This is a genomic window from uncultured Aquimarina sp. (genome assembly GCF_947492115.1).
Classification (GTDB): Bacteria; Bacteroidota; Bacteroidia; order Flavobacteriales; family Flavobacteriaceae; genus Aquimarina.
In genome coordinates this window covers 708,980-725,852 of sequence record NZ_CANLMM010000001.1, presented here as the reverse complement: position 1 = coordinate 725,852, position 16,873 = coordinate 708,980, and the positions used below count along the sequence as shown (strand labels likewise).

General features: G+C 31.3%; 14 protein-coding genes. 10 read left to right on the top strand and 4 right to left on the bottom strand.

Translation table 11 applies throughout. The features are described from left to right. The first annotated feature begins 124 nt into the window (after window positions 1-124). The 5 genes from Q1A73_RS03280 to Q1A73_RS03260 all read left to right on the top strand — a co-directional run bounded on the left by Q1A73_RS03280 (window position 125) and on the right by Q1A73_RS03260 (window position 5,105). Window positions 125-1,327, top strand: a complete 1,203-nt coding sequence (locus tag Q1A73_RS03280) for an ATP-binding protein (protein ID WP_299601500.1) — start codon at window positions 125-127, stop codon at window positions 1,325-1,327. A gap of 195 nt (window positions 1,328-1,522) precedes the next feature. Beyond that, window positions 1,523-1,843 (top strand): hypothetical protein, encoded by a 321-nt coding sequence (locus tag Q1A73_RS03275; protein WP_299601498.1) that lies wholly within the window; start codon window positions 1,523-1,525, stop codon window positions 1,841-1,843. A 20-nt stretch (window positions 1,844-1,863) separates the two neighbouring features. Beyond that, the gene (locus Q1A73_RS03270) at window positions 1,864-2,652 is read left to right on the top strand and encodes a hypothetical protein (RefSeq protein ID WP_299601496.1); all 789 of its coding nucleotides are present in this window, start codon (window positions 1,864-1,866) and stop codon (window positions 2,650-2,652) included. A 215-nt stretch (window positions 2,653-2,867) separates the two neighbouring features. Then, complete coding sequence (locus Q1A73_RS03265; RefSeq protein WP_299601493.1) at window positions 2,868-3,965, top strand: type 1 glutamine amidotransferase domain-containing protein; 1,098 nt, start codon at window positions 2,868-2,870, stop codon at window positions 3,963-3,965. Window positions 3,966-4,187: 222 nt separating this feature from the next. Further along, entirely contained in the window at window positions 4,188-5,105 is a 918-nt protein-coding gene (locus Q1A73_RS03260) for a helix-turn-helix domain-containing protein (protein WP_299601490.1), read from the top strand. A gap of 6 nt (window positions 5,106-5,111) precedes the next feature. Here the strand turns inward: Q1A73_RS03260 and Q1A73_RS03255 are convergent, their stop codons facing one another. The 3 genes from Q1A73_RS03255 to Q1A73_RS03245 all read right to left on the bottom strand — a co-directional run bounded on the left by Q1A73_RS03255 (window position 5,112) and on the right by Q1A73_RS03245 (window position 8,801). Then, window positions 5,112-5,615 carry a hypothetical protein gene (locus tag Q1A73_RS03255; RefSeq protein WP_299601487.1) on the bottom strand — a complete coding sequence of 168 codons (504 nt, stop codon included), beginning with the start codon at window positions 5,613-5,615 and terminating at the stop codon, window positions 5,112-5,114. Between the two features lie 74 nt (window positions 5,616-5,689). Beyond that, window positions 5,690-7,927 carry an NAD(P)-binding protein gene (locus tag Q1A73_RS03250; protein ID WP_299601484.1) on the bottom strand — a complete coding sequence of 746 codons (2,238 nt, stop codon included), beginning with the start codon at window positions 7,925-7,927 and terminating at the stop codon, window positions 5,690-5,692. 7 nt (window positions 7,928-7,934) lie between these two features. Further along, the gene (locus Q1A73_RS03245; RefSeq protein WP_299601482.1) at window positions 7,935-8,801 is read right to left on the bottom strand and encodes a hypothetical protein; all 867 of its coding nucleotides are present in this window, start codon (window positions 8,799-8,801) and stop codon (window positions 7,935-7,937) included. Window positions 8,802-8,980: 179 nt separating this feature from the next. Between Q1A73_RS03245 and Q1A73_RS03240 the strand changes: the two genes are divergently transcribed. The 5 genes from Q1A73_RS03240 (at window position 8,981) to Q1A73_RS03220 (ending at window position 15,925) form a co-directional block, all read left to right on the top strand. Further along, window positions 8,981-10,948, top strand: coding sequence for a sensor histidine kinase (locus tag Q1A73_RS03240; RefSeq protein ID WP_299601480.1), 1,968 nt, complete (start codon window positions 8,981-8,983; stop codon window positions 10,946-10,948). A 210-nt stretch (window positions 10,949-11,158) separates the two neighbouring features. Continuing rightward, window positions 11,159-13,081, top strand: coding sequence for a hypothetical protein (locus Q1A73_RS03235; RefSeq protein ID WP_299601478.1), 1,923 nt, complete (start codon window positions 11,159-11,161; stop codon window positions 13,079-13,081). Then, on the top strand, window positions 13,082-13,897 hold the full coding sequence (locus Q1A73_RS03230; protein ID WP_299601476.1) for a DUF2490 domain-containing protein: 816 nt from the start codon (window positions 13,082-13,084) through the stop codon (window positions 13,895-13,897). It abuts the gene before it with no gap. A gap of 31 nt (window positions 13,898-13,928) precedes the next feature. Next, complete coding sequence (locus Q1A73_RS03225) at window positions 13,929-14,783, top strand: hypothetical protein (protein WP_299601473.1); 855 nt, start codon at window positions 13,929-13,931, stop codon at window positions 14,781-14,783. Window positions 14,784-14,830: 47 nt separating this feature from the next. Then, window positions 14,831-15,925 carry a serine hydrolase domain-containing protein gene (locus tag Q1A73_RS03220; RefSeq protein WP_299601470.1) on the top strand — a complete coding sequence of 365 codons (1,095 nt, stop codon included), beginning with the start codon at window positions 14,831-14,833 and terminating at the stop codon, window positions 15,923-15,925. Between the two features lie 20 nt (window positions 15,926-15,945). Here the strand turns inward: Q1A73_RS03220 and Q1A73_RS03215 are convergent, their stop codons facing one another. Then, window positions 15,946-16,845 (bottom strand): alpha/beta hydrolase, encoded by a 900-nt coding sequence (locus Q1A73_RS03215; protein ID WP_299601468.1) that lies wholly within the window; start codon window positions 16,843-16,845, stop codon window positions 15,946-15,948. Window positions 16,846-16,873 lie beyond the last annotated feature (28 nt).

The window sequence follows — 16,873 nt, the reverse complement described above, 5'->3', positions numbered from 1 at the left end:
ATCTTCTTTAAATTATTGATCTATGGTAAGAAAAACTAAAAGAATGCGACAAATACTGTTATAATTATGTAAATATTAAATAGTTTGTTAGTTGAACTAATTTAATAATTTTAGTTTTACCCCAATGATAGCACCAGAAATACCAAAGAACGAAAAGTATAGACAAATTGCCGTTGAGAAATACGGATTACTAGATACATTATCAGAAGAAAATTTTGATAATATAACATCTATTATGGCATATGTTTGTGATGTTCCTATATCCCTAATCACTCTTTTGGATAAAAAGCGTAATTTTCTAAAATCACATTATGGAGTTCCGTTTAACGAGTCACCAAGAGAAATTTCTTTCTGTGGGCACGCAATTAACTCAGATGATCCTATAACGATCATAAAAGATTCTAGAGAAGATGAGCGTTTTATTGGCAATCCATTGGTCACGGAACATAAAGCTATTTTTTATGCTGGAGCGCCATTAATTGATGCTGATGGTTTTAAACTTGGTACTTTATGTGTGTACGACACAAAACCTAGAGAGTTAACTTCTGAGCAAAAAGAAGCTTTATTAGCTATGTCTAAACAGGTGGTTAATCTTTTTGAGCAACGTTATCAGAATTTGAAACTCAGGCAGCTTAGAGATAAACTAGAAAAAAGAAATGAAGATTTAAAGAAGTTTGCTAGTGTAGTTTCTCATGATCTAAAATCTCCATTAGCAAATATTATTTCGCTTACCGAATTATTAGAAGATGATAATAAAGATATACTTAATGAAGAATCACTTCAGTACCTAGAATATCTGAGGACATCTTCATATTCTTTGAAAGATTATATCGATGGAATTTTAAACTTTTATAAAAGTGATGATTTGGTTCAAAACAAAAAAGAAAACATCCATATAGATAATCTTTTAGAAGAATTAAAACAAATTACTGATTCTGAGCATAAAGCTACTTTTCATATAAGAGGAAATACGAACGAGTTGCTGGTAAATAAATCTGCGTTAATGCAAGTATTGGTTAATTTGATCACTAATGGGATTAAATATAATTCAAAATCTGAAATAGTAATTGATATAAGCATCGAAGAAACCAGTGACCAATATGAGTTTTCTGTCACAGATAATGGGAATGGAATACCACAAGATTATTTAGAGAAAATTTTCGACCTGTTTACTGTAGTAGGAGTGGAGGATCGAGATGGAAATGTAGGTACTGGAATTGGATTAGCGACCGTAAAAAAAATCGTTCAGAATCTTGGCGGAAACATTGCTGTAAGTTCTACCGAAAAACAAGGAAGTACTTTTACTTTTACTATTCCTAAAAATTAAAAAACACTTTATTTTTCAATAGACTAGATGATCTTCTTTTAGAACAGCTCACAGTTATATACCGATAAGATACTTACTGAATAGAATAGCGGTTCCACAGAAGGAGGGTGTTATTTCATTGAGAATATTGAATTCGTTTTAAACTTATTTGATTCTCATCCGTCATTTAATGTGTAGTTTCTAAAGTTATCCACTATGAAAAAGTACATATTAAAATCAATACACCCATTAACTATAAAAGCTTCTTTCACTTTTGTGTTGTTTTTCTTAGCGATAAGCAACAATAAAACCATTGGTTATTTAGAATTTTCAGTAGTGCAGTTTGATAAAATTATGTCTACCAAATTGTTAGGCAATAACATTTCTTTAGGAAGCTGGACTAATAGAATTAAAGAGCTGTTTATTATTAATGATATGAGATCCATAGATAATGTCTATATGTTATTAGGGATGAGCTTACTATTAATACTAATACTGGTGTGGATATCTATATTTCCAACAGTCGAAAAATTTTAATCGTTAAAGCTTATTACGCCATGATAAAAAGAATCCTTATTCTTATCTTCTTTGTTATACATATGAATAGTATGTATGCTAATATTTTGAATAATATACATTATGCAGACACCACTGTTGTTAATAAAGAGACTGAAACATATACTGTGTACAGAGGTGAAAAGAATTTATACATCTCCATTAAAACTTTTGATCATAAAATAGCTAGGTCAATTCTACGCAGAGGAATTCATATATATTTTGATGATAAGGGAAAAAAGAAAAAAAATGTATCTATCACTTACCCTGTAATAAAAGAAAATAAACCGCCATTAAGAAAGAGTGAAGACTTTAACCATGAACGAGAAGAGATTCCTGATCCTGATGTTTTATTTGATCAAATATCTCATATGATAGATAAAGATCTTCCGCAGAATGCGATATATAGTTTTTACGACTACAAAAAAGAATTCAATATTCTCTTGAATAATGAAAAAATAACTATTGATATTTCTGTAAATAAAGAAGAAAATAGTTTTAATTATGAAGTAGAAATTCCTAAGAAGCTAATTCATGAAGAATCAGACAAGAATTTAGATAAGTTGATGATTGGAATAGAAACAGTAAAAAATAAAAGGAATAGAAATGATCAAGAAAGATCTTCCAGACAGTCTCAGAGAAATGTTCAAAGAAGAGGAGGGAATGGTGGTGGAGCGCTTGGAGGAAGACAAGGAAATGGCAGATCAAATAATAGAAATCAATCTCCAAGAACAGACGGTAATAATATTTCATCAGAAAATGGAATTGAAATATGGTTTAAGGCACTATAGTTTAAAAAAAATATAAAGTTTTAGTATTTGTTTTAAGAATGCAAATGTGAGTTTTTATTAGTTAGTTTTGTTACAAGCTTCGTAAGTGATTACGAAGCTTTTTTGGTTAATAATTATCTTCCTATTTGATCATTTACTCTGACGGAATGATCATTTACTCATTGTTTGAGCTATGTTTTCAATTATTTAGCGGCATGAACTTAAAAATATAGAACATGTCTAAGAAATTTAAAATTTTAAAATGGTCACTGGGAATTTTAGGAAGTTTGTTTATCGCGTTATTTCTTTTTGGTTGGTGGTTTATGAGTCTTATACCGTCTTCTGAAGATAAAATCGATATTACATCTTCTACCATGTCTGATTTACCATATTTATCCAAGAATATTGTACCAAACCGAGGCAAAATTCTGGCTATTGTAACGAGTACTAATGTTATGGGTAGTACAGATAAAGATACAGGATACGAACTTACTGAATTAGCAAGAGCATATTACGTTTTTTTAGCCAATGGTTTTGAAGTGGATATTGCGAGTCCTCTTGGTGGAGAACCTCCCGTAGTTATTGATGATGAAGATATGGGAGCGTATGATTATGCTTTTTTAAATGATACTAATGCACAGAATAAAGTAAAAAACTCTCTTCCTGTGGATAAAATTGACCCTACGATGTATGAAGCTGTATTTTTTGCAGGAGGAAAGGGGGCAATGTATGATTTTCCAGAAAATAAAAGTATTCAGAATATTATAAGAACTTTATATCAGTCTAATAAGGTTATTGGAGCAGTGTGTCATGGACCTGCAGCATTGGTAAATGTTACTTTAGATTCTGGAAAATCATTGATAAATAATAAGAAAGTGTCTGGTTTTACAAATGATGAAGAATTGTTGTTGATATCAGATGCTAAAGAAATTTTTCCATTTCTTTTACAAGACAAATTACAAGAACAAGGAGCTACCTTTTCGGAAGGAGAGATGTATTTAGAAAATGTAAGCCATCATGAGAATTTAATTACAGGACAAAACCCTTGGTCTACTTGGAAATTAGCTGAAACAATGATTGTACAAATGGGATACGTACCTAAATACAGAGAAATTACTGCCGAAGAAAACGCAGTAAAGATTTTGAAAACGTATCACACTCAAGGATCTGAAGAAGCCAAAGAATTGATTGATCAATTATATGATAATGATAAAAAGAATATTGAGAGAGTGTTAATCGCAAAACATGGTGTTATTGCGGCAATGCAGGGAAAATTAGGAGGTTTTTTTAGTCTTACAGGATTAACTTCTTATATCAAATCTAAAGAAAACTAATATGATAGTGATAAAAAGATCACTTTCGTGATATAGTATTTTCTAGGAAGTTTAATATAACCTAAATTTGAAAAAAGCGATTTATTGGATTTTTCGGATATCTTATTAGTCATTATCAGTAGTGCAGGATTATTGCATGGGATCTTGTTTGCTTTTTATTTAATATTCATAAAGAAAAAGAGAGCGTTAACAAACATTTTATTAGGGCTTATACTAATATTTATGGCTTTTAGAATTGGGAAATCAGTAATGCTTAATTTTGGTAATGATCTAGAGCCGATATTCATTTTTATTGGATTAGCTTTTTTATTATTAATAGGTCCGATTTTAAGATGGTATGTGTTAGCAATGACAAATCCTGATTTTTCCTTAGACAGAATTTATTTTCTAGAATTAATACCGTTTGTTATGATTTTTGTCGCCAGTCTTTTCATTTCTACTGAGTGGTATGAAAATAGTAGAATGGCAATCGTAGTATTTGGGAGTGGACTTATTTTTATATATCTGCATCTTGCTTTTTATATAGGAAAATGTCTTCATATGGTGAAAACCAAAAAGAATGACTATAAGATAACTGTACAAACAAAATCTCAAAAAATTATATTTAATTGGTTATATCACCTACTAATTGGATGCATACTTATTTGGATCACCTATGTTTTAAATATTTTAGATAATACAGTTCCTTATATTATAGCGCCAATTGTATATTCAATCGTAATCTATTATCTAAGTTACAAAGCTTTTCAAATGAAAGTAATTGAAATAGATGGAGATGCTTTCGCAGTTAATGAAAGCCTTTCTTTATTTAATAGAATTTCTCAACTTATGGTAGAAGAGAAGTTATACTTAGATCAAGAGTTGTCTTTAGTTAAATTAAGTGAGATAGTAGACAAAACAAAACAACACACTTCTTCAGTGATAAATCAATATGCTGAAAAAAATTTTAATGATTATATTAATTATTATAGAATTCAGGATGCAAAAAGAATGTTTTTAGATGTCGTAAATAATAAGTTTACAATTTCTGCTATCGCTTTTGATGTTGGTTTCAGTAGTCTGTCCTCTTTTAACGCGGCGTTTAAAAAATTTGAAGGTATAACACCTTCCAAATTTAGGGAAAGCAAGAATAGGAAATAAAAGGAATTATTTTTTCCTTCTTTTACTTTTCTTGGGTTGTTTATTAGATCCCTTTCCTTTAGAGGTTGCTGAAAACGTTTTTTCTTTTTTTAATTCTCTAAAATGTTCGATGATTTTGGATTTAACTTTGAAATGTAAAACACTTGTTCTTTTAATATAACTGTAATAAGAACCAATGATGAGTCCTAAGCCCAAAACTATTGGAATAGATCCATTTTCTATAAAAGGGAATTGTGTATATAGATTTATAGCAACTCTAGGTTCGAATGAAATCAATACATACAGTCCATATGCCAATGCTAAAATTCCTAGGATTAAAAAAGTATAGATTTTGGAGTTGATAGCTTTTAAAATATCCTTTTCCATTTTCTGAATGTTAGTATCACTTAAAAATGGATTATTACGTTCTTTTTCCTCTTTGATAAGCAATAAAAGGGCTTCATTATAAAAATCAAAAGAAACTCCATAACTTCTTTTATCTAAATCCTCTTCGGTTATATCATATTTCATATGAGCGTAATATATCTATAAAATAATAGTCGATTATAATACATAATCGACTATTATTATCTATTGTTAAGGCTTTATTTCAACGTTACACCACTAAAAATAGGTGTTTCGCTTGGTAAACCAAGTTTATTTCTAACAACCTGACCAGCTTGAAGTCCAGATACAATGGCACCTTCATAATATCCAACATTCACTCCAAAATTAATCCAATCACCAGTAATTATTAAATTATCAAAACCTGATTCATCAGCTTTTAAACGGTACTTATTGGATCCAGGGAGTGATAAAGTATATCTATCCGTAGGATTTACATTAGCTCTGAAAAACTGAGTTTTTAATCTTGCATAATCTGTTTTAGCGGTTTTAGAAAAATCATGAATCACATCAAATTTCATTCCTTCTGGATATTCTAAGGTTGTTACATTCTTAAAAAACCAACCCATTTTGTCTCGCAACCACTGTTCGGATATACGCATTATGCGTTCTAATTGTTCATGCGGATAATTATGATCCGAAAAAGGAGGAATGACTTCAGGATCTAGGAAAGAACCGGTGTAATATATTAAAACTCCTGGTTTTTGATCACCCCAATCTTCGTAAGGTAATACCTGTGACATATCAATAAACGAATATTGAGGATCTGCATAAGTTACAAGATTTGGAAGCGCTCCTTCAGGAAAGCCCCAATCCGGTAAGTGCATTCCTAATTCTTTTAAATTAGGTGTGATCCATAATTGCATAGACATGGTTGGAATACTCTTAACATGTGTATACATATTATTCCAAGCGGTATTATTAGCTATAATTTCTTTACAAATTCCTTCATTTCCACCAAGTACATCGATTGGTATACCTAAAACCGTATAATCAAAATCTTTACCTTTTTCTAGGGAGAATTCTTTTACATTTTTCCATCCACACCAAGATTCTTCAAGATCAAATTTACCTTCTTTTAAAGCTTTAGCTTGCTCATCATCTATCTGATCATACAATGGTTCTCCAGGCCAAACATCTAGTCCTTTCAACTTGTATGTTGGGGTATATGTTCCATCTTTTAGGGTAACTTGCTCTGCCATAGATATTTTCTCTATGGATCCAGTATCGGAATAATGAACTTGTTCAACTTTATGAAAAAACTTAAATTTCACACCTCTATTTTTCAATACCAAATAAATAGGAGTAATCATGGTATCTGCTGTACCAGCTTTAAATTTCCACACAAAAGATCCTTTATATCCTGCAGAGTTTGTTAAAAAATGAAGTCCAACACCAGCAGCTAAACTACCTTGCTGATCAGCACCAGTAAGGTTATGGAAAGTTCCTGTGTATAAAAATCGAACCATCGCAGAACTCAATAGTCGATCACTAGCACCATGACTTTTTAGCCACTCACGATAATCCAAATCATTAATTTTTTCATAATCTAATTCATGAGTTTCTGGATTATACACATCAGCAAAAGTACCTTTCATATTTACCATGCCAAATTCTACGAAAACTGCCAGCCAATAAAAGTATTCGTTATGATCTGCAATAGAATCAATTAATTTAGTAACCCATTTAGCAAGTACATGGAATATTTCATTTATTATAGAATGATGATCTTTTCTTGTCGCATGATCATGACCTTCTTTTACTAAATTATCTACTAATTCTGAAACATAGTGTAATAATTTTTCTCCTTCATGTTTAAATACTTTTTCTTTTACAAAAGCTTCAAATTTGGATTTGAAATCAGACCATAATGAATGATGTTCTGGAGCATTAATGTTATGTAAAGAGGCATCTGCTTTTTTAATAATACTCTCTTTATTAGGATCAGTACCAAAAAGAATTTCAGCGACGAGTCCGATAGCCTTTTTTACGATTGCAGAAAATGGTAATGGACCACCTTGTCCTGGAATGTATTCGTTTGACGGGAAAATGATATTTTTTTTAATCCATTGATTAGTTTTAGGATCGAAATGAGTAAGTAGGGTAGTATCCTCACGATCAAAAGCCTCATCCCACGATTTAAAAGGACTATCAGGCATTAAATTATGTTTCTCACATTCTTTGTAAGAATCCTGAATTAAGCGAAAAGCATTTTCGTACCATCCTTGAGCTATATGGATTCCATGTTCTTGGATTCTTTCATTTTGACCTCTACCAGTGGCTGTTTTACCTCCTAAGCGCCAACCCATTTGATAAATAGTTATTTCATAGCGATCTTGCCAATTTTCATAACTACTTAATTCATAGGCAGCTGTTAGGGATGACATACCACTACCTAAGATGGCGATTTTCTTTTTAGATGATTCTGTGTTTTGCATTAGTTTATTAGTTTTTAGGAATATGGATTTTTTTGGTTGTTAACTTATCATTGAAATGTGTTTCATTTAATTCATTTTCACTTATTGGGTAAATAGGTTTACCGTTTTCTATAAACTTGGTAACAATGGGAGAGTTATTCCATTGAGCTGCTTCCTCGTATAATTCATCAAGATGTGGCAGTATAAATATTTTATCAAATATTGTTTCTACGATTCCAAAGAAGTTATGAGCTTTATGAGTAACGTATTTAATATCCTCTCTAGATAATGGATAATGACTAGGATAAAAAGCTTCTATATCCGTAATTAAGGAAACGGCACAACCTCTTGGATTGCCAAAGATTTTTCCTAATATTCCAAAACTTACTCCTTCTACCATCGATTGTGCATATAATAATCTGTAGAGCACTATATTCACAAAATATTGTTCGTATATATTCTCTTGAAAAGCGATCTCATCAGCTTCTTTATAACCAGAAATGATGCTAGAATTATGCGCTCTGTACCATGTACACTCATTTGGTGTTTGAATATAATCTAACCAAAAGGTAACTGGAACAGGTAGATCTTCAAATGTATCTCCAGATTCTTTGATCAATTGAGCTAGTGTCGCCAAATATAAAAAATGACTATTCACGGCTCTCCACCATGGACTTCCGGATGGCTTACCATCAATGGGATTAAGAGTGCCCCGATTTATTTCCCATTTTATAAAAGCTAATTCAGAGTTTCCTAAACCTTCTTTTCCTTTTATAATGGGGTGACCATATTTCTGATAAAATTCATATCGTAATTGGTAGCGACCTTGTGGATTATCAGATACATTATCTACAATCCTTTTGGCATTATCCTTTAGTATTTCTAACTTGTTCATATATTCGCAAAAAAAGCTTTATAAACTTACAAGTTAAATTGTTAAAAACAAGAAATAATTTAGTAAATTAAACAAGTAATTTTTATACAAATTCCCCATACCCACAATTAGGAATGATGATAAAATTAAAATATTGTTCAGGGATAATACTATTGCTATTATTCTTACCGTTGATTTCATTGAGTCAATCTACTGTGTCCCTTAAGGATACAAAAGAACTAATAGATATTGGTAATAAAACGGATTACTTGGAGGACCCTAATTCTGATTTCACCATATCAGAAATAGTTTCAGATGAATTTGTAGATAAATTTAAACCAAATTCTCAGGAAACTATTAATTTTTCTAGTACAGCTTCTTCCTATTGGTTACGATTTAAAGTTACTAATGAGACATTAGAGACATTTTATCTTAATATTGGTTCGGCATATATTGATTCTATTTCTCTATTTGAATTTGATGAAAAGGGAACATTACTTTCTTCTAGATACACTGGTGATGATTTACCTTTTTCAACTAGGGAGGTTGAAGTCGGAAATTACCTATTCAAACTAGATATCAATAAAGATACTACCCATACATTTTATTTAAAGGTAAAATGTGATCAGCCTTTATTCTTTTTATTACGAGTGGGTACACTACCAAGTTTTGCTGCATATGAGCATGATCTAGACTTTTTGCAAGGAATCTATTTTGGTTTTATGTTACTGATATTCTTGTATAATTTGTTTTTATATATATCTATTAGAGAAAGAATTTATCTTTATTATATCGCTTATGTATTGAGTATTACTTGGTTTGGTGCATCTGTTTTTGGTTATTTCTTCGAATATTTTTGGGCGGATTATCCATTTTTAAACAAGTGGGTAGTAATAAGTGCAGGATTAACCATGATTACAGCTACTTTATTTACCCAACAATTTTTAAATACTAAAGAATCTGGTTCTCGTTTACATAAAATATCTATGATCTTTTTGATTATTGGTTTTTTGGTCTGTGCTCTTGTTGTTTTAGGATTTAAAATAGAAGGATTGAAACTGTCGCAAGTAGGACTTTTGGCCATGGCTGCATATTTCCTTGTTTTAGGTATTCGTTTTAAGTTAAAGGGATTTCGACCAGCGATTTACTATTTACTAGCTTGGGGAGCACTAATTATGGGCATTTGTTTTGCGATTTTGGAGTCTTTAAATATTACTCCAGTAATGACTTATTTAAATGCAATGCAAATCGGATCGGCATTTGAAGTATTACTACTTTCATTTGCTTTAGGAGATAGAATCAATATGTATAAAAAGCAAAAAGAAAAAGCCCAACTAAAAGCTCTAATCTCTGCAAAAGAAAATGAAAAACTTATTCAGGAACAAAATTTCATATTAGAACAAAAAGTAGAGGAAAGAACAGCTGTTATTGCATTAAGAAATAAAGAACTTGTAGATCTTAATAAAGAAAAGGATATGCTGGTGAGTATGGTAGCTCACGATCTTAGTACACCCTTACATCAAATGAAAGGTTCTATCTGGCTTTTAGATATTCCTAATATGACATTATCTGGAGATCAAGAAATGTATCTCAATGAAATTAATAATTCGGTTGATCGTTTGACAACAATGATCGGACGTATTCTAGATACACAAGCTTTAGAAACGAAGACCATTAAATTGGTAAAAGAGACTTTAGATATTGTGGAATTGGTTGAATATGTAGGAAAATGTTTTGATCTTATCGCTAAGGATAAGCAAATTACCATAGAGGTAGAGGCGATGATGGGTACTCATCTCGTAGAAATCGATAAAAATTATATGATACAAGTATTAGAAAACCTGCTTTCTAATGCTATTAAGTTTTCAAATAAAGAAAAAGTTGTTGTTTTAAAGGTTCATTCGTTTGATGGAAAAACTTATGTTACCGTAGAAGATAACGGGCCAGGAATAAGTGAAGAAGATCAAAAGAAACTTTTTGGTAAATTTCAAAAACTTACTGCCCAACCCACAGCTGGAGAATCATCAACGGGGTTAGGATTGTCTATTGTTAAGAAGTATGTAGAAGCTATGGGAGCAGCTATTCATTGCGAAAGTACTCTGGGCAAAGGTTCTCAGTTTATCATCACACTCGAATCTAAAAATGGTTTATTAAAAGTCGGAGGATAGTTTCTGAAACCTTATGTTTCTTTGATAACTTTATTTTTAGACTAGATAAATTGTTTATCTATTAATAAATCAGACATAATATAGTTTTACTGTAATAAATGAGTATAAAATTAGTTAATTGCTTGTTAGCTTAATTTTTATTCTATTTTTGTATCCATTATATACATCTTTCTTGTTAAATCTGAGATAGTAAAAGAAAGAACTATAATTATGAGCCACGGAAACCTACTATATACTTGGATTATAGGATGTTTGTTAATTCTTCCTTTTAATTTATTTTCTCAGGAATTATATACTTATTCCGGAAAATTTGAGCTAGGATCTTATAAAGGAGATGCTAACTTTTCTTATAACATCATCGAAAATGACACAGTTCTTAATGGGGTCTTTCAATTTAGTAGTGCCAGCTTAAAGGATTTGTTAGAAAATAAAGATTCTTCATTTTCAATTACCGGAAATTTCGAAAATGATTATGCTACAGGTCCATGGAAATTTTCGTTTAATCTATTTGAAACAGAGAGTAAAAGTAGTGTCGAAGATCTACAATATGTTGTAAATGTTAGTGGAGAGCAGCGATTAGCACAAGGTAATCTTATCCAAGGAAAACCTGATGGTACATGGATCTATACTGCTCAAGAAATTCAAGATTCTAAAGTCGATAAGGTAACTTTTAAAAGCACAATCGATTTTGATAATGGAATCCCTCAGCGTAGTTTTCGTATTGAAGATGAGGAAAAAGAACTTGTAGGTAGATTTTTAAGAAACGGTATTGCGCACGATCAATGGACCTTATATTCCGATCAAGAAATAGACGATGCAGAATCTTGGTTTTTTAGTGAAGGGATTCTCGAACGTATTCAGATTACGTCCAGAGGACAAACTACCAATATAGAGATTTATCCCAATACAAATATTACAGGAAAAACAATCACATTAGATAATACCTATCTCGAAATTTTAAAGTTGAAATTGGGTGCTGATAATGCTTCCAAAATTACCGATAGTGGTATTCTTTCATTGCTTCAGAAAAATGATTTGTATTATCAGGAGATTGATACCATTGTATCCGGAATCAGTAAAGCTCCATTCACTCCTCAATTTAAGGTTAGAATACCATATTTTCCGTTGAATAATAAGGAAACAAAGAGTTTAGACTTAATTGCAGATTACTACAAAAAGGCCAATGCTATTTGCGTTTCTCTAATAGAGGACACTCAAATCTCTATTCTAAAATTGTCTGATGAACAGGTTTTTAAACTAGATGAAGAGGTACATCTAATTTCAAACAAAATTGTAAAACCTTTAGGGCAGGTCTTAGAATATAATAACAAATCATTACTACCATTTTTCTCTAGGAGTGAAATTATCAATAAGGTTTGGGAAAGAGGACTTCCATCTCTTAATTCACAAAATACTCCAATAGTAAGCCAGATAGAGAGTTCAAAAGCTAGAACTATATTGGAAGTAGAACAGTTAGCTAAAGAATCGTTTACATACTTAAGTACTGTAGAAGAGATATTAGCAAAGAAAGTTAATAGACAAAGAAGAGAACAAAAGGCAATTGACTTAGAGAAAAAAATGATTAGTCAATTACAGTATTTAGAGGTATTGGAAAAATCTTTTGAGACAGATACGATTCCTGAAGCTTATATAAATACACTAAGCACTATAAAAAGTAATGCGAGAAGTAAGCTGAATAGGTATGCTTCTATGGAAGATCTCGAGGAAAAATTAAAATATGCCGAAGAGCTAGTAGTTTGTTTTGATGCTTTGGATAATATAGGAGAAACTATTTTAAAATTGCCAAATCAACAAAATGAGATAAAGAAAAAATATCAAGATGATGTTTGGAATCCGTTTACTTCTACTGTAATGACAGAAATGGTAAAAAAACGTATTACCCAAGCGTATGAGAATGTCTTGATACCGTATTTTCTGGAAAAGGTAGAACAAGATATTAGTTGTGATGATTCTATAAAATGGATACAGACTGTTCATAAAACGCATCAACGTATGCATGAAATGCGTGAGGAAAACACAAGAAAATTAGAAAGAAAACTAAGGAAAGAAAAAGATCCTTTAATAATTCTGGAACGTTTTCAGGTATATCCTATTAATAAAGAGAAAGAATAGATGAAAGGAAACTTACGTATATATCTTGTTTTTATTCTTCTCTGTAGTTATTCAGTTCAGATAAATGCGCAAGAAGATCCACCGACAGAATCAGAATTTAAGGAACCTGTTACAAAGTTATGGATCAATACCTATGGTAATATTAGGATCGCTAAACGTTTCTTTTGGGTAGCACAGACTCATTTTAGATTTGAAGAAACGGAACAGACTCCTTTTGTTGGACAAGTTGCTCAAATTTATAATCGTCATGCTATTGGTTATATCTATTCTAAAAAGTTTAATTTTAGTTTAGGAGGTGTTTTAAGATTAAATTTTAATACAGATCCTTCCTCTCCAGATCGAAATTTGGTACCAGAATGGCGTATTTGGCATCAATATATGTTTGCGATGCCACTTTCTAATATGATGTTTTATCATCGTATAAGGATAGAGCATCGTTGGACTCAGGATTTTGCCGAGGGAAGTAATTACGATTTTAGAAATAGATGGAGATATATGTTTAAAGCGAAAATTCCTTTAAATTCTCCAACATTAGCTCCCAAAACATTTTATCTTTCTCCAGAGGCTGAGCTAATTATGCAAAGTGGAAAACCAGTAGTTGGGAGTCCGTTCGAAGATCTTAGACTACATGCTTCATTTGGTTATATATTAACTCCAAGAATGACCGTAGCAGCAGGAATTATGTATTCTCAAGGACAAACTTTGAGCGATGGGACAGTGTATAAACAAAACTGGACAGCGAGATTACATTTATATTTCTCTCCAGATTTTAGAAAAGTAAAAAATAAACTTCCTTCGATACATTTGGATGATTAATATTTATATTTATAGATAAAGCTTCTGCAATATGAAATTAAAAAAGAGGACATTAGTTTTATATGGTTTACTACTAACAGCAGTTATTGTAGCAGTGAGTGGAAAGTTTAAGGAACAAAAACTACGTAAAGAGCTGAAGGAAACTCAAGAAAAAGAAGTGAAAATTTCTGAACAGATTGATTCTCGAAATGATTTATTACAAATAGACTCTTTATTAGTTAAAGGAGATTATGCTGCTGCATTAAAAGCTTATAAGAATAAAACTATTAACAATAATAGTGAACATCTTCAATTACGGATACAACTAGCTGAAAGATTTATTGCTTTATCTCAGGCAAGTACCGTTCAAGATTCATCTGTTGTAGAATCTATAGAGGAATCAGAAGCAGTAATACAAACAGATTCACCTTATGAAATTAGAAAATATGATTCTTTAAGTTTTGTATTAGCTAAAGTAAAGGCACAACTAAATCGAGTAAAAAAGAAACAACAAAAGAAGTCGTATGGTGAGTATTTAACTTTTACCAATAGAAAAAAGCACAAGGTTCATTATGTGGGTCAGGTAAAAAACGATAAGGCAAGTGGATATGGGATTGCATTTTTTGATACTGGAAGTAGATATGAAGGAGAGTGGAAAGAAAATCTAAGACATGGCGAAGGAGCTTTTTATTGGACTGATGGTCAGTCTTATGAAGGACAATATTTAAATGATCGTCGTAATGGAAAGGGAACGTATTCATGGCCCAATGGTGAAAAATATATTGGGTTATGGAAAGATGATCAAAGAAATGGAGCAGGGATATTTTATGGAAAGAATAATAAAGTAATTACCGAAGGTGTTTGGAAAAATGATAAACTGGTAGAAGAAAATAAAAGTAAAAAGTAATGCTTATGTAAAAAGAAAAAATCATTCATCAAATCAATAATCAAAAAATGAGAACAAAAATGTTATTACAACTGGCAATAATCTTATTGTCAGGTTGGTCTGTTTGTCAATCCCAGAAAAGTATTAAGAATGTAAACAACATTGATCTTACTACTGAAATGTTGAATTCTTTTCTAGCTTCTCAAATGGATTCATTAAAAATTCCCGGACTTTCTATAGCAATTATTAATAATGCAGAAGTAGTACATCATAAAACTTTTGGGTATGCAAACTTAGAAAAGAAAATTCCTGTAACGAAAACAACTATTTTTGAAGGGGCTTCCATGTCTAAATCTGTATTTGCCACCTTCGTAATGACGTATGTAGAAGAAGGTAAATTGGATCTAGACAAACCATTATATCAATATTTGCCTTATGATGATATTGCATATGATGAAAGGTATAAGCAAATAACAGCCCGCATTGTATTAAGTCATCAATCTGGATTTCCTAATTGGAGAGAAAATGAGGATGATAAAAAGCTAAAAATAAAATTTGATCCTGGTACAAATTATGGATATTCTGGAGAGGCTTACCATTATTTAGCAATGGTTTTGAAGCATATTGAAAATACAGATTGGGTTGGATTAGAAAAAGCATTCCAGAAAAGAATAGCCATACCCTTAGAACTTGAGCATACTACATTTATAGAAGATGCATATGCGTTAAAACATAAAGCTGAACCTTATAATAGCGATGGTAATTGGATCAATTGGAAAGAAGACTATTGGTATAAAAAAGATAAAGGTGTTTTTGTGGCACCAGCTTCTATTAGATCAGAACCTCTGGATTTCTCTAAATGGATGATAGGGGTTATGAATAAAAAGATTCTTAAAAAAGAAAGTTACCAGGAGTTGTTAAAACCTCATTCTACCATCACTACTTTACCTAGTGGAATTAAGTTATATTATAGTTTAGGTTTTATGACTGCAGGTGGTGCTTATCAAAATAGCTTTTTTCATGGCGGTTCTAATGATGGATTCACTTCTTGGTATATGATGGATGTTGAAAAGAAATTTGGCTACGTTTTATTTACAAACTCCATGTTTGGAGAAACATTAGGTAATATACTCTTGGATTATTTCGAGAAAGCATCTTATTAAAGAAATAAATCGTTCAGATATTAATTGGGGTTATTCTCGTTTAATATTTGAATTATTTGATGTAAAGACTGCTTTGCTTCTTTCATCACAGGAAGTAATGGCCAAATATGTGGCATTCCTTTTCCTTCGATTGACAGTATATCAATAGAAGCTTGTTTCATTTTCTCTAATGCTAATTTTTCATCAGGATACATAATATCATATTCTCCAAGAAACAACACAGTTTTAGGAAAACCTACAAAGCTGCCGTATAATGGAGAAATCATGGTGTCTTTAAGATCTACATTTCTTGCACACATCTTTTTTGAACTTAAAATACCAACTTTAGAAAGCATAGGATCCATCGGATCAATTATATCAATTTCGGGATTAGACATCGTGGCATCCATAACCGGAGATATTAAAAGAATCTGGTAGGGTAGTGGCAACTGTTTAGAAATTAATCTTTGTATTAATGATGTTATTAAGGTCCCACCCACCGAATCACCAATAAAGGAGATTTGACTAGCTTCGTGATCTTGTAGTGCAGTATCGTAAACAGCGTCTATATTGTGGGATATTTCTATAATATCAGACTCTGGAGCTTTCGGATAATTACACATCCATATTTTGTAATCTGTCTTTTGTACAATAGTTTTTATTGAATCCCAATGATGCTTCGCTGGACCAGAAACAAATGCGCCACCATGGATAAATATAAGTAGCTTATTAGGATTACTATTACAGGTGATCTCAGTAATAGTAGAATTAGAAACTTTAAATTGTTTCGTAATATTTTTTTTAAAAAAACTTCCTTTCGGATTATAAACATCCTCTTTTCTAATTGTTTGATACGCAACTGGATCTTGACTAAAGCTTTTCTTGATGCCTTTTAGTTTTAAAACTGCAATTGTTAGATAATATGTCAGGCTTTTTTTCACAAATCTTAATTTTTCAAAAGATAGGAAA

Bases quoted from the DNA above. Each gene is read 5' to 3' on its own strand.
- Q1A73_RS03230 (WP_299601476.1), top strand. From the start codon at position 13,082: ATGAAAGGAAACTTACGTATATATCTTGTTTTTATTCTTCTCTGTAGT.
- Q1A73_RS03265 (WP_299601493.1), top strand. From the start codon at position 2,868: ATGTCTAAGAAATTTAAAATTTTAAAATGGTCACTGGGAATTTTAGGA.
- Q1A73_RS03270 (WP_299601496.1), top strand. From the start codon at position 1,864: ATGATAAAAAGAATCCTTATTCTTATCTTCTTTGTTATACATATGAAT.
- Q1A73_RS03245 (WP_299601482.1), bottom strand. From the start codon at position 8,801: ATGAACAAGTTAGAAATACTAAAGGATAATGCCAAAAGGATTGTAGAT.
- Q1A73_RS03280 (WP_299601500.1), top strand. From the start codon at position 125: ATGATAGCACCAGAAATACCAAAGAACGAAAAGTATAGACAAATTGCC.
- Q1A73_RS03235 (WP_299601478.1), top strand. From the start codon at position 11,159: ATGAGCCACGGAAACCTACTATATACTTGGATTATAGGATGTTTGTTA.
- Q1A73_RS03250 (WP_299601484.1), bottom strand. From the start codon at position 7,927: ATGCAAAACACAGAATCATCTAAAAAGAAAATCGCCATCTTAGGTAGT.
- Q1A73_RS03220 (WP_299601470.1), top strand. From the start codon at position 14,831: ATGAGAACAAAAATGTTATTACAACTGGCAATAATCTTATTGTCAGGT.
- Q1A73_RS03255 (WP_299601487.1), bottom strand. From the start codon at position 5,615: ATGAAATATGATATAACCGAAGAGGATTTAGATAAAAGAAGTTATGGA.
- Q1A73_RS03260 (WP_299601490.1), top strand. From the start codon at position 4,188: ATGGCTTTTAGAATTGGGAAATCAGTAATGCTTAATTTTGGTAATGAT.
- Q1A73_RS03275 (WP_299601498.1), top strand. From the start codon at position 1,523: ATGAAAAAGTACATATTAAAATCAATACACCCATTAACTATAAAAGCT.
- Q1A73_RS03225 (WP_299601473.1), top strand. From the start codon at position 13,929: ATGAAATTAAAAAAGAGGACATTAGTTTTATATGGTTTACTACTAACA.